The organism is Paenibacillus faecis, from assembly GCF_008084145.1.
Lineage (GTDB): Bacteria > Bacillota > Bacilli > Paenibacillales > Paenibacillaceae > Fontibacillus > Fontibacillus faecis.
This window is the reverse complement of the sequence record NZ_VSDO01000002.1, coordinates 854613-868394: the sequence shown is the minus strand read 5'-3', so window position 1 is coordinate 868394 and position 13782 is coordinate 854613. Positions and strand designations below refer to the sequence as shown.

The 13782-nt window shown below is 50.5% G+C and carries 12 protein-coding genes; 1 reads left to right on the top strand and 11 read right to left on the bottom strand.

Annotation, left to right across the window (positions count from 1 at the left end; translation table 11 throughout):
* Positions 1 to 40 precede the first annotated feature (40 nt).
* Positions 41 to 1447, top strand: coding sequence for a serine hydrolase (locus FRY98_RS11900; protein WP_148451955.1), 1407 nt, complete (start codon positions 41 to 43; stop codon positions 1445 to 1447).
* A gap of 110 nt (positions 1448 to 1557) precedes the next feature.
* On the opposite strand, the gene FRY98_RS11895 is transcribed toward FRY98_RS11900, so the two are convergent.
* The 11 genes from FRY98_RS11895 to FRY98_RS11845 form a co-directional block, all read right to left on the bottom strand.
* Positions 1558 to 2469 (bottom strand): ATP-grasp domain-containing protein, encoded by a 912-nt coding sequence (locus FRY98_RS11895; protein ID WP_148451954.1) that lies wholly within the window; start codon positions 2467 to 2469, stop codon positions 1558 to 1560.
* Positions 2470 to 2592: 123 nt separating this feature from the next.
* A complete protein-coding gene (locus tag FRY98_RS11890) occupies positions 2593 to 3864 on the bottom strand; it encodes a TolC family protein (protein ID WP_148451953.1) in 1272 nt (423 codons plus the stop codon).
* Between the two features lie 48 nt (positions 3865 to 3912).
* Positions 3913 to 5160 (bottom strand): ABC transporter permease, encoded by a 1248-nt coding sequence (locus FRY98_RS11885; protein WP_148451952.1) that lies wholly within the window; start codon positions 5158 to 5160, stop codon positions 3913 to 3915.
* Positions 5157 to 6479 carry an HlyD family secretion protein gene (locus FRY98_RS11880; RefSeq protein WP_148451951.1) on the bottom strand — a complete coding sequence of 441 codons (1323 nt, stop codon included), beginning with the start codon at positions 6477 to 6479 and terminating at the stop codon, positions 5157 to 5159. The genes FRY98_RS11885 and FRY98_RS11880 overlap by 4 nt, the downstream gene beginning before the upstream one ends.
* Before the next feature lie 35 nt (positions 6480 to 6514).
* Positions 6515 to 7105: a TetR/AcrR family transcriptional regulator gene (locus FRY98_RS11875; protein ID WP_225039585.1), complete on the bottom strand. Its 591-nt coding sequence runs from the start codon at positions 7103 to 7105 to the stop codon at positions 6515 to 6517.
* 211 nt (positions 7106 to 7316) lie between these two features.
* Positions 7317 to 8003: a DnaD domain-containing protein gene (locus FRY98_RS11870; protein ID WP_148451950.1), complete on the bottom strand. Its 687-nt coding sequence runs from the start codon at positions 8001 to 8003 to the stop codon at positions 7317 to 7319.
* A 21-nt stretch (positions 8004 to 8024) separates the two neighbouring features.
* Positions 8025 to 9320 carry an asparagine--tRNA ligase gene (gene asnS / locus FRY98_RS11865; RefSeq protein WP_148451949.1) on the bottom strand — a complete coding sequence of 432 codons (1296 nt, stop codon included), beginning with the start codon at positions 9318 to 9320 and terminating at the stop codon, positions 8025 to 8027.
* A 48-nt stretch (positions 9321 to 9368) separates the two neighbouring features.
* Positions 9369 to 10574 (bottom strand): acetate/propionate family kinase, encoded by a 1206-nt coding sequence (locus FRY98_RS11860; RefSeq protein ID WP_148451948.1) that lies wholly within the window; start codon positions 10572 to 10574, stop codon positions 9369 to 9371.
* Positions 10571 to 11443, bottom strand: a complete 873-nt coding sequence (locus FRY98_RS11855) for a 3-hydroxyacyl-CoA dehydrogenase family protein (protein WP_148451947.1) — start codon at positions 11441 to 11443, stop codon at positions 10571 to 10573. The genes FRY98_RS11860 and FRY98_RS11855 overlap by 4 nt, the downstream gene beginning before the upstream one ends.
* Positions 11444 to 11580: 137 nt before the next feature.
* Positions 11581 to 13083, bottom strand: a complete 1503-nt coding sequence (locus FRY98_RS11850; RefSeq protein WP_148451946.1) for an AAA family ATPase — start codon at positions 13081 to 13083, stop codon at positions 11581 to 11583.
* Positions 13076 to 13609 carry a hypothetical protein gene (locus tag FRY98_RS11845; RefSeq protein ID WP_148451945.1) on the bottom strand — a complete coding sequence of 178 codons (534 nt, stop codon included), beginning with the start codon at positions 13607 to 13609 and terminating at the stop codon, positions 13076 to 13078. The genes FRY98_RS11850 and FRY98_RS11845 overlap by 8 nt, the downstream gene beginning before the upstream one ends.
* Positions 13610 to 13782: the final 173 nt, after the last annotated feature.

Below are 13782 nucleotides of genomic sequence, written 5' to 3'. Positions count from 1 at the left end.
CACTCCGCACACCCATTCTAATTACCGGGAGGAAGCCTACATGAACAAAACGTTACAGAGGCGCAAAAAGTTACTGATTACAGCAACTCTCACACTCTCCATGCTGCTGACGATCATCACCCCGGGGGCGGTTCCCGCCGCCTCCGCGGCAGCTGACATAAGTGACTTGAAGAGGTCGGTTCAAGCTCTCATTGATGAAGCGGCGACCAAAGGCATCCGGGTTTCCGTCGGGTTAAAGGATTTGAGCGGCTATTTCGGGAACGAGGAGACGCTCCTCGGGTCCAAGGAAGCCTACAAGCCCGCAAGCACCATCAAGTTGGCACTGGTGGCCGCTTTGATGCAGCAAGTGGACCGGGGCGCCCTCACACTGGAAGATACCGTTACCGTCGAACCCGATGATGTGGTCGGAGGCACCGGCTCGCTTCAGAAGGAGAAATTCCCCCAGGAGGTCAGCTTGGAACGGCTGGCCCGCCTGATGATTACCCAATCCGACAATACGGCGACCAACGTCTTGATCGACGTCGTCGGCCTCAAGCGGGTACAGGAACTGATGGATCAACTAAACCTGGAGGTCATGCATCTCGGCCGGAAAATGTTCGCGGCCGCACCCACGCCGGAGCAGGACAACTTCATTAACGCGGCCGATCTGATAACCTTGCTGGATCGCATTTATAAGCATAGCTTTTTAACGGAGAAATCAAAGGATACGATCATCGGCTGGATGCTCGCCCAGGAAGTCGACACGAAATTCGGGGCCGCCCTCCAAGGCGCGAAAATCGCCCATAAAACCGGCGAAAACGCCAATGTCACGCACGATACCGGCTACTTTCTCGTTCCGGGCCGCGAAATGGCGGTGGCGGTGCTGACGGAGGTGACGACGACCGAAGACTTCGACGAGGCGCAAGCCATCGGCAACCCGGTGGTCCAAGAGATCGCCAAGGCGATCTACGGATTTTTGCAGCAATCCGCGGCCGGCCAACCGCAAATGGCCGTCACCCGTTTCCTCGACGTGCCGGATCATCACTGGGCCAAGGCGGAAATCGAAAAAGCCATATCCTACGGCCTTTTATCCGGGAGCTCGGACACCGAATTCAGTCCTGCCGAGCCTATCACGCGCGCCGATTTCGTTTCGGCCCTGGCCCGCGCGCAAGGCCTTCCGGAAGAGGGCGGGGACACAAACGCGGCCGCGGCCGCGCAGCCGATTACCCGCGCTCAAATGTTCACGCTGTTCATGCAGGCTTACGCAAACAGCCGTTCAAACGGGCTGCCCGCCGCCTCCGCTTTAAACGCGAGCGACGCGGATCAAGTGCCGGCCTGGGCGAAGGATTCGTTTGCCCAGGCACAGCGGCTCGGCTTCTTAAAAGGATACGTCGATGGCAGCCTGCGTCCCGGAATGCCGGCGACACGCGCAGAAGCCGCAAAACTGGTGAGCCTGCTGCTGCCGTAACAAAAACATCCGCAAATCATAGCGAGAAGCCGCGAAAAGCGGGCCGCCCGGGATATTATCCCGGGCGGCCCGCTTTTTTTCATCCATACCTTCGGATCGCAGCATCCGCGTTATTCATCAAAACGGTTCAAGCGAACGCGCAGAAAATTATAAATCTCCTCCGCGATATTCACACTGCAGCAGGATTCGATCCCTTCAAATCCCGGGGAGGAATTCGCTTCGCAGATTTTGTAGTGATCCCCGTCAAACAGCAGATCGATGCCCGCGATATCCAAATTCAGCAGCCGCGCCGTTTCCAACGCCAGCCACTCCATTTCGGGCGTGATCTCATAGGGCTCCACAGTCCCGCCCCGCGAATAATTCGCCTTAAAGCTGTCGTTCCCCGAGCTTCGCTTCATCGCAGCCACGGCCCGCCCTCCGATGGTCAGCACCCGCAAATCCATGCCGCGACTAGATTCGACAAATTCCTGCAGAATCATCGTCGCATTTTCCTTGTAGGCGTTGATCATCTCCAGCAGGTCGATAAATTTGGATTTCGTCTCGGCCAAAAATACGCCGCTTCCCTGGGACCCCGAAATCGTTTTGACCACGACCGGAAACCCAAGGTGTTTCTCCACCAAGTTAACGTCCACTTTGGAACGGATCAGCATCGTCTTAGGAACCGGCAAGTTATGCTCCGCCAAAATCTGCTGGGTAAACAACTTATCCTTGACCGTATCGATGCTTTGCGAGGAATTGAACGTCCGCACGCCGAGCCTCTCGAGATGCCGGATCAAGGCGAGCCCAAAATAGTTCGTTCCCGCTCCCATCCGAGGTAAAACAAAGTCGGGCAGTTGCAATACTTCCCCGTCCACCATCACGCTCTTGCGGTCGTCCCGCGTCACGATCAGTTCAAACTGCTCCGGAGCCAGCACGCGGATTTCGATTCCCTGCCGCTCCGCCTCCTCGACAAGGCGCCGAATCTCATACATTTCCGGCTTTACATCCTGGGGCAAATGCTTGTAAATAATCCAGCCTATCAAACGGCGATCCCCTTTCGGAATTTGCTAGATTTACATATATTTAATCTACCATATCACTTCTAGATATATATGATACGAATGTGTACTTCATGTAAAAAATAGCATTTAAGGCCCCGGTTCATACTAAATGATCAGACCATTCTCCATGGACGATACCTTTTGGGTCAGAGCAAAGTACTTCAACTTAGCCAACTTTTCTTTAGTTTGAGCCTGCGTAAGAGTAAACTTCAGTTTATTCATATCAAAAGCGGAGATAAATCCTTTCTCAAACCGGATATAATTGTTGTTGTAATCCTCCAGAGCATCCTTGCTCTGTTCAGTCGCTGACAACACCTGAAGATACGCGGTTTCCGCTTCGTTATAGACTTGATCGATTTTCTTGGCTTGTTCTACCAACAGTTGTTCCCCTTGCATCTCCTTAATCCGGGTACTTATATCCAAGTAATCCTTCCCGTCCTCACCTGAAGTATTCGTATGAATTTCTTCCCATCTCGCTTGCTCGATATCATTATATTTTATTTTTATATCGTAAGATTTAGCCAGAATCTGGTTCCTTTCTTTTCGCTCGACAGGCTGGGGTTCCGTCAGGGTGACCTCTTCGAGAATCAAGTCCGGCTTGTATTCGATGCCCAAATCAAAACTGAGTTGCACCAAATCGACTTGATAGGCCTTTTCCAAAATTTCCAGTTGCTCCTTTTGCTCGCGAACAGCCCGGGTCGTCTTCACTATGTTTTCTTTAGATCCGCCCCCCGACTTTTCGAGGCTTTGAGCCCTCACTACATCATTCTCAAGCAATTCGATATATTCTTTGGTTGTTTCGATCTGTTCCTTTTTGGACAACAGTGTCACATACTCCGAAGTCATTTGTAATTTCGCAGCCTCTTTAGCTTTATCAGTCTCCACCAGTGTTGTCTTTTTGTTGGTATCCATTTGCTCGATCGCAATTTCCAATTGATTTCGCTGAGAACGTATTAACTTGTTCATCCCTTCAACGATATCCCCCATCCCGTCCATCATTTTGTTGATAACCGTATTCGCCTCAATCGTGGGACCTAGCCAAAGCAATTGCTCAGGATTAGCCGTATTGGGAATGCCGTATTTGGGATCGCTCACGATATCGGCTGGGCTCGTTGGCAGCCTGTAGGAAGATACAGAACCAGGCTCAGGCAGATCTTTCATTTGAGCCTTCAAATCATCCTGCTTGTTATCCAAGGCATTGAATTTCAACTGCAAAAGAGACAAATTATAAGAATTATCGACCGTCATTTTAATAGCGGTCTCCAAATCCAAACGGTCTACCTTTTTCAAATCGGTTAACGGATTATTATCTGCTGAAACCGGACCATTTCCGAGAAATAGCAGCAAAGTTGCAAATACAAGAATCCCTTTTTTCATTAGAATGCTTCCTCTCAACTATATTCGGACTATTCCTAAACATATCATCTAAACAGAAGTAGTTGTGGATGGCGCAGCACTGAACGACTGTGTAGTAAGCGGAGCTGCATGGTCAGCCATGTCCGTTTGTTGCCCTTCATCCAGTTTGCGAAAGGAGATAAACCGGGAATAAAGCAGTGCTGTCAACAAGGTGATTAATCCGATTACAGCAGTGGCAACACAATTGTTCAAAATGTGATGGGTTGGCAATCCCTTTAACATAACTGTCCGCAATGAATCGAGAAAATATGTTAACGGCAATCCATGCGCTATGAATGCCAGGAATTTAGGCATGGCTTCCAACGGCCAAGAATGACCCGATAAAGAAAACGACGGGAGGGCGACCAGCATCGAAACCTGCAGGGCCACAATTTTGTTAGGAGCGACCAGGCTGAGAAAATAACCAATGGAACTCACCGTGAAAGAGAACACGACCCCCGCCAACAGGATAGACCATACCGATCCATGGAATGACAACTTAAACACCGATGTAAGGATGGACAATACTACAAAGACATTTAGTACACTGACAATAAAGTATGGAAACATCTTCACAAACGCTATCTTCCAAGGACTTCTTTTCCATACGGCAAATCTGTCCCAAGTTTGATCTTCTTTTTCCCTCGCCACGGACATCCCGACGGCCATGAATATCACCTGCTGTAACGTCGTGGCCGCCATCCCGATCACCAGAAAATCCTCATAATCAAACGTTGGATTGTACAAAGTCCGGGCGCTAAATGGAATGTTTGATAAAGTCGTGCTGATCTGCTCATCCTGAAGCCCCTGTTGCTGCAATTTTTTCGAGGAGGCCCCAAAACTGTAGGTAGCGATAACTTCATTGGCCCCTTTAATCACGGAGTTTGTGATCATCAGGTTCGTCCCGTCAACAAAGGTAATGACCGGTGTTACCGTTCCATGCTTCAATTTGGCTTCTAAATCATAAGGGATAACGACGGCAGCTCTAGCCTTTCCATTGTCGATAGCTTCCCTTACTTCCTTATTCGAATAAACTTCCCCGACGATTTTAATCGATTGATGCGCATCCATCGCCTGGATGATTTCCTGGCTTAACTCACTGTGATCCTCATCATAAACGATAGTAGGAATTTCCGTTACGGCACGCTGATTATATAGAGATGCAAAGAAAAACGTATAAAAAATTGGCCCGATAAGGAGAATTACAAAAATAACCCGATCTCGCAGGATTTTCTTCCATTCATCATACAGGGCGCTTCCTACTGTAATGTTGTTCACTTGACTTCACCTGCTTTTTCTCCTTGGGACGTTCCGTTTTCCTTGCCGTACCATTCTACTGTCATACCGACCGGGACGCTTGAAGGCAAATCCATCAACTGCACTTTGACACCAAAAGAACGAATATCGAAGTCGCCCGTATTCTGAGTTGCCTTCTGCGAAGCGAATGTGGCCGCTTGGGCAACGGAAACCACTTTGCCTTTAATCATTTTACCGCTTGACACCAACTTGACCTTTACAATGTTTCCCTTTTCGATTCCCACCATTTCTGTTTCCGGCAAATAAAATTTAGCGGTTTTGATGCTATTGGTTTCCTGCAGCGTAAATACCGGAAAACCAGAGCCCACAATTTCGCCCAGTTGTGCGGATTGTGATACGATATACCCGTCCGCCGGGGCAAACAATTTAGTATAGCTCAGATACGTCTTCGCTTCGGCCAAAGCGGCAGATGCTTGTTGTTTGCCCGACTGTGCCGTCTGTAACGCCGCTTCAGCTTGTTGAACCATCGCATCCGCCGCATCCACATCCTGTTCTTTGATGGCCACCTGTGCCTTGTTTGCCTTTGCCAAACCTAAAGCGGCCTGCGCTTGGTGAAGTGCTGCCTCGGCCGCTTTGATCTCTTCTGTACGCGCGCCTTCCTTAGCCAATGCAAGCTGTTCGACGGCAGCGTTATAAGAAGCTTCCGCTTGTACATTTGCTACTTTAGCTTTATCCAGATCAGCCTGACTAACCAATCCCTGCGCATAGAGGTCTTCTGTACGAGTCAAAGTATCTTTCGCCACTTCCAAAGCTTTGTTTGTTGCGTCCACCTGAATTTGAGCCTGATTGATTTCTTGCGGCCGAGCTCCCGCTTTTAGCGCATCCACCTTAGCTTGAGCCGCTGCAACGACGGCCTCGGCTTGCTCGATTTGCTTATCAATGGTATCTGACGTGAGCGAAACCGCACCTTTCCCTTGTTGCTTCTTGGTCTTGGCTGCATTGATGGAAGCTTGAGCCTGCCCGATTTGCCCTTCAGTCACTGCCACAGCAGCCTTAGCTTGAGCAACCTTGGCATTAATTTCCTCGCTTTCGATATAAGCGAGCACGTCCCCTTTTTTAACCTGGTCGCCTTCTTCGACCAAAATTTGCTTAATACGTCCACCTACTTTAAAGCTAACACTGGATTGATCAGCCGCTATAAAAGCGGTAGGGCGGTTAACCTGCTCGCTGCCCATTGTAATTTGATTTGAACTTACTATCCAAATACCAGTCGCGATCAACGCACAAATAACTACATAAATCGACGCCTTAGCAATCCATGATAAATTAATTTTTCCCATATTCGTTCTCTCCCGCATCCGCATTATATTTCTCTTTATTTACGATTCTTTACCGAAAGTCCTCCAGCCAGAAAAACCTCAACGAATTCCTTTATCTGTTCTTTAGTTAAAGGTTCATTATTTTGGTTCCAATCCACAGTCAAGGCTATGTATAGCTTCAGCATCACAAATGAGACGATTTTCGGATCGAAAGACTGGATTTCCCCATTTTGGCCGGCGATCGCAATCTGTTTCTCCAAGTAGCCTAAAATTGCACTCTCTACTTTATCCAATCCTTCTTTAGCTTGCTGTGTCCCAAAACTACGGACCTCTTGGAACAATTTTGCCAGAAGTTCATGCTTGCTTCTGTATTCCAATAGGGCATCCATGCTTTGGTACAAGTTCTCAAAAAACGGCTTATCCTCTCTAACTGTTCGATCGACAATGAGCTTCATCTCCGCAATAATCGAACTGAGAATTTCATCAAAAAGTTCTTCTTTATTCGAAAAAAAAGTGTAGATAGTTCCTTTGGCCACATTTGCAATTTTGGCTACCTGGTCCATAGTCGTTGCTTTATAGCCAAATAGTGAAAATGACCGTTCGGCCGCCTCCACTACCCAGTCACGACGATTTACTGCTTCCGCCAAAAAATACCCCTCCTTACAAGAAAATGGACTTACTGACCACTTTGTAATTTTGGTCATTTGGTCATTGACTATAATACCACTTCCTTCATTGGATGACAATTCCTTATCGAAATTTTTTTATTTTATTTTTTAAGAGATCAATCTGACATAAAAAAACCTTATTCCGGTTCGTCACCAGAATAAGGTTTTCGATCTTGAAACATTCGTTATATTACCGTCCGCCCGCCCGGAATCGCTGCGTATACGCCTTCGCATCCGCCGCCGTTTTTACGCGGTTGCGGCTCCATTCCAGCAGGATGCGGTCGATATAGCGGAAATGGACTTTTCCGGCAAACACCGCTTCCTTCAATGCCAGCAGGATCAATTCCTCCGCGTAGCCGTCCTGATCCACCCAACCGGAAATGGTCTCGCATTCCATCGGAGACAAAGGACGGGCGAACTCTTTCTCAAAAATGACAAAGAGATTCCGCTCCTGCTCCTCTTTCGCGGCTTCCGGCAAAATGCGTTCTTGGGCTTGCTGTTTGGCCGCTGCGGCCCGCAGCTGCGCCAGATGCATCCCCAACTTCTCGTACATGCCGGCCAGGTTATAACACTCCGAGCGAATACCGGTCGCGGTCTCTTCCTCTTCATCAATGCTGAGCCAACCGTCCTTCAGCAGCTTGCGGATCATTTGGGACAGCTCATCCGGAGCGATCCCCATCCGCCGTTCCAATTGATCCAGGGTCGGAAAATCGTTGCGCTCCTGTTTAAAGGCGAGCAGCTGGAGAAGCAGCATGACCTCTTTGTCGGACAAGCGCAGATCCCGGTAATGCGCCAGCAGCGCATGCGGAACATTCACCGTCCCGGATTCCAGGCCGAACGATATTCCTCTGGCCCATATTTTCCAGCTATCGGTCATCCCTTCTAGTTCTCACCCTTCTTATGGATAAAGGCGGTACAGCATACGAGGGAACGGAATCGTCTCCCGAACATGATCCAGTCCGCAAATCCAGGCTACCGTCCGCTCCAGCCCCAATCCGAAGCCGGAGTGAGGGACGGAACCGTATTTTCTCAAATCGAGATACCATTGATAGGTTTCCTCGGAAAGATGATGCTCCTTAAACCGGGCTAACATCAGCTCCGGGTCGTCGATCCGCTGCGAACCGCCGATGATTTCCCCGTAGCCCTCCGGCGCGATCATATCGGCGCACAGCACTACTTCCGGACGATTCGGGTCCGGTTTCATATAGAACGCCTTAATTCCTGCGGGATAATGCGTAATGAAGACCGGTTTGTCGTAACGTTCGGCGATCGCCGTTTCGTGCGGCGCTCCAAAATCTTCGCCCCAAGGGATGTCAAAGCCCTGGGTGTGCAAAAACTCAATCGCGTCATCGTACGTAATTCGCGGGAAAGGTGCCTGGATGTTCTCCAGCTTGGAGACATCCCGTCCCACCGCTTCCAGCTCGGCCCGACAATTCGCGAGGACCGATTGTACGACATGGGTAATGAATTGCTCCTGAACCTTCAAGCTCTCTTCATGATCCGTGAACGCCATCTCCGGCTCGATCATCCAGAACTCGATCAGGTGACGGCGCGTTTTGGATTTCTCCGCCCGGAAGGTCGGGCCAAAGGAATAAACCTTGCCCAGCGCCATCGCGGCGGCTTCCATATACAATTGGCCGCTTTGGGTCAGGTAGGCGTCTTCCTCGAAATATTTCGTATGGAATAAATTCGTCGTTCCTTCCGCACTGGTCGGGGTCAAAATCGGGGGATCCACCAGCGTAAACCCGTTTTTGTCAAAGAACTCCTGAACCGCACGGATAATTTCCGCACGGATCACCATAATGGCGCGCTGTTTCGTCGAACGCAGCCAGAGATGACGATGGTCCATCAGGAAATCTACGCCATGCTCTTTCGGTGTAATCGGGTAGTTCTCGGTCAAATGGATGATCTCCAAATCCGTTACCGTCATCTCATAACCGGATTGACTGCGCGGCTCCTCACGGATCACGCCGGTCACATACATCGAGGATTCTTGGGTCAGGCTCTTGGCATGGTTCCAGGTTTCCTCCGACACCTCACTCTTTACGACAACCGCTTGAATATAGCCGGTTCCGTCCCGAAGCTGCAAAAACTGGATTTTTCCGCTCGAACGTTTGTTGTTCAGCCAGCTTCCGATGACGACGGTCTCGCCGACATGCTCTTTCACCTGACGGATCACTGTTTTGATCGCCATGCTCTAATCTCCTCCAACACACCAGATAATAAAACGCTCTACCCCAGATTACTTCATTTCATTGACGATACGCAACGTATCGCGGGCGATCACGAGCTCTTCGTTCGTCGGTACGACAAGTACCTCGACCTTGGAGTTCGGCGTCGAAATCCGGCGAGGATCACCCGAACGGACCTGGTTCAACGCTTTGTCGATTTCCACGCCGAGATAGGTCAGGTTCTCGCATACTTTCTCGCGTACGACCGCGGAGTTCTCGCCGACACCCGCCGTGAAGACGATCACGTCGACCCCGTTCATGGCCGCCGCATACGAACCGATGTATTTGCGCAGACGGTATTCGTACATTTCAAAAGCCAGCGTAGCGTTCGGCTCGCCCGCCGCCATACCGTCCGTAATATCGCGCATATCGCTGCTTGCTCCGGAAATCGCCAGCAGCCCGCTATGTTTGTTGAGCATGGAGTTTACTTCATTAATGGTCAACTCTTCTTTGTTCATGACAAAAGGGACGATCGCTGGATCAAGGTCACCGCTGCGCGTACCCATAATCAAACCTTCCAGCGGGGTCATCCCCATGGACGTATCCACGGAAACACCGTCCTTGACGGCTGTCAAACTCGCGCCATTCCCGATGTGGCAGGTAATGATTTTCAAATCTTCGATCGGACGGTTCAAGAACTCGGCCGCCGCCTTGCTTACATAAGCGTGCGACGTCCCGTGGAACCCGTACCGGCGCACTTTATGTTTCTTGTAAAGCACCTTCGGAATCGCATAAAGATAAGCTTTCTCCGGCATCGTTTGGTGGAAAGCCGTATCGAATACGACGGTGTGCGGTACATTCGGCAAGTTGGCTTCAGCCGCCGTGATCCCCATCATGCTTGGCGGATTGTGCAGCGGAGCCAGGTCGAACAGCCGGCGGATTTCCGATTTGACTTCACCGGTAATCAGCGCGGAACTCTTGAACGCTTCCCCACCATGAACGACGCGATGGCCGACGGCATCGATTTCGTCGATCGACTCCAGCACGCCGTGTACTTTATCGGTCAGTTTATCCAATACTTTGCGAATCGCCGTCGTATGCTCCAGAATATCGCTGACTTCGGTTACTTCTTCTTTGCCCGTCGGTTTATGCGTCAGAATCGAGGAGTCCATCCCGATCCGTTCCACAAGCCCCTTGGCCATCACGGATTCGTCCGTCATATCGTACAGCTGATATTTCAACGAGGAGCTTCCCGCGTTAATAACTAGAATTTTCATATCCGGTCACCATCCTTGTCGTATTTGAAAAAGCCTTCGCCCGTCTTCACACCGAGTGAGCCCGCGCGAACCATTTTTTTCAGCACAAACGAAGGGCGGTATTTCAGTTCTCCGAACTCGCGGAACATCCGCTCCAGAGCGGCAAGGACGGAATCGAGACCGAAACGGTCGGCCATTTCGAGCGGACCATATTGGAACTGGTACCCGATGCGCATCGAGTCATCGATGTCCTCGGCGGTGGCCACGCCTTCACCAAGCACATGCAGCGCTTCGTTGATCATCAGGCAGATAATCCGGGAAGTCACAAAGCCCGGGGATTCGTATACCATAATTCCGCGCTTATCGACAACTTCCTCCACAAACCGCTTTGTTTCTTCAAACGTGGAATCCGAAGTTTTCAAGCCGCGGATAATTTCCACCAGGTTGATTTTGGCTACGGGATAAATAAAGTGCATGCCGATCACGCGCTCCGGATACATCGTCGAACCGGCGATTTCCGTCAAGCTGAGCGTCGATGTGTTGCTGGCCAGAATAATATTGCTTGGACAAACTTGATCGAGCTGTTTGAATACCTCCCGCTTGGCATTCAAATCCTCCGAAATGGTCTCGATGACCATATCGCAGGTACCGAGTTCGGCAAAATGAGTCACCTTATGAATTTTGGATAAGATCAGCTTCTTCTCCGCCTTGGTAATCGCCCATTTCTCAAGCTGCTTGTCCAGGCTCGTTTCGATCATGCTGTACGCATGGTTTAATTTCTCCGTCGTTTCTTCCACGAGTAGCACATCCAGACCCTTGGCCGCCAGCATTTCGCTGATGCCTTGGCCCATCGTGCCGCCACCAATGACACCTATTCTTTTGAAGTTCATGGTTCTCTCGCTCCATCCTTTCATGGTCTCTCCATAATATTGTACCCCTGATGTCGAATAATACATCATTTTATACCCAACATATAATAATATCTTAGCACGAGCAAAAAGTAAAAAAAAATAACCGGCATGATAAATCATGCCGGTAAATTGAAGCTGTCACGAAATTGACAACGGAACTGATCGCCGGAAAGGCGCTCTTCTTTGAGCAAAATTTCCAGGGAGCGGTCGAACACGGCCGCATGGTCGATCAAAATCTGTTTGGTCCGAGCCGCAAGCTCGTCCAGAATTTTGGCGTTTTCCTTCATGAGAACCTCTTTGGTCACCATGTCCATATTTATGATGCCGAGCGAGGTCAACCCGGACGTCATCATCGTCTGAACCAGGTTCAGCGCCTGTTCGAAGTCGTTGCTGGAACCGGTACTGCGTCCGCCGTAGTAAATTTCCTCCGCCGCTGCCCCCGCGAGCGCGATGATAATCTGCCCCTCAATATACGGCTTGGTGTACAGGTACTTTTCCTCCTGGGGATTATGCCGCACGTATCCCAAGGCCCTGCCGCGCGGACTAAGCGCAACCTGGTTGACGCTTCCCGGAGCGACGACCTCCGCGGCGACCGCATGGCCAAGCTCATGGACGGCTACGCGCCGTTTCTCTTCTTCGGTCGATTGACGGTCGGTCTTTTCGCCCATCATCACTTTATCGATCGCCATCGAAAGATGGCTCTGCTTGATTTCCTCCAATTGATCGCGCATCGCGTAAATCGCCGCTTCGTTCATCACGCTCTCCAGCTGTGCCCCGGAGAAGCCGTAGGATTCCTCCGCGACCTTATCCAGATTCACTTCCGGCGCCAGCGGTTTGTTCTTCGCGTGGATTTCGAGTATATGACGACGGCCCTTCTTGTCCGGCAGATCGACCTGGATATGGCGGTCAAAGCGTCCCGGACGCAGCAGCGCACTGTCCAGCATCTCTTTGCGGTTCGTGGCGGCGATCAACAAAATCCGCGGCGTGTCGGACGTGTAAATGCCGTCCATTTCCGTCAGCAGCTGGTTCAGCGTTTGATCATACTCCCGCTGCTGGCCGCCTTCGCGTTTGCCGCCGATCACATCGATTTCATCGATAAAGATGACGGCATTCTCCTTGTTTTCCTTCGCCGCGCGCGTGCGGGCGTCCTTGAACAAGTCGCGGATCCGGCTGGCCCCCACGCCTACATACATCTCCACAAATTCACTGCCCGATGCCGCGACAAACACGGCGTTCGTGTACTGGGCCGCCGCTTTCGCCATCAGCGTTTTCCCCGTCCCCGGAGGGCCGGTCAGCAGAATCCCTTTCAGCGGGCGGATGCCGAACTTCTTGATCTCTTCATGACGCACCATAAAGTCGAGGGCTTCACGAAGCTCCTGCTTGGCACTGTCTTGGCCGCCGATTTCTTCAAATGTCAAACCGGGCGACGCCACCTTCTTCCGCTTGCGTTCCTGGGAAGCGGTGGCGACGATTCCGCCGCGCATTTTAACGGCTGTCAGCAGCGCACCGACCATCACGAGGCCGACGAGCAGCGGAATGACATTAAAACCGACAAAAGCTAAAAATATGAGCAGGACGGGAACGAACCCAACCGCAACTTCGATCATCCATTTACGCATTAGGCCACACCCCCAAAGTTTGCGGTACGCGAGGCAAGATGACAAACTTGCTCGCCTGACCATCCGTCAGTGTAATGTACACGTTGTTCTCGTCCATTTCCGCTTTGGCCGAAACGCCTTTAACCTGCTTTTGCAGTTCATCCAGTGTAGTCGTTATATCGGTGTACTCCTTCTTTTCCATAGCTTGGGCAATCGGGAACAAAGCCTTGTCCCACAAATCGTTCAGCTTCTCGGAGGCTTTGTCTTCCACGACCACCTTCACCTCGCGGCTCCCGATCCACTTGCCGCCCTCCCGCTCAATTTGCTGAACGAGGCTCCCCAAATCCGTCCCGGGTTCCAAATCGAGTTTCAACTCCACCTGTTTTGGGGTAATATTCGTTTGTACACTTCTTACACCTTCCATAGCGTTGACTTTATGTTCAAACGGGCTCTCCACAGCCCAATGTCGATATGCAAACCATCCTCCGAACAACAACAGTGCGGATACGGCCACACTAGCCACAATCGGTCCAACACGCAATTTCACGTTGATGTCCTCCTTGGTGTACAAAAATATAAATGAATAGTATATCAGTGAATAGTAGACGAGTATGCAAAATAAACTTACAAAGATGAGTATATCACATCGTATATACGATTTCGAATCAAGTTGTGAATTTATTTTAAATTTTATCAAAAAAACAGCCCCGAAGGACTGCT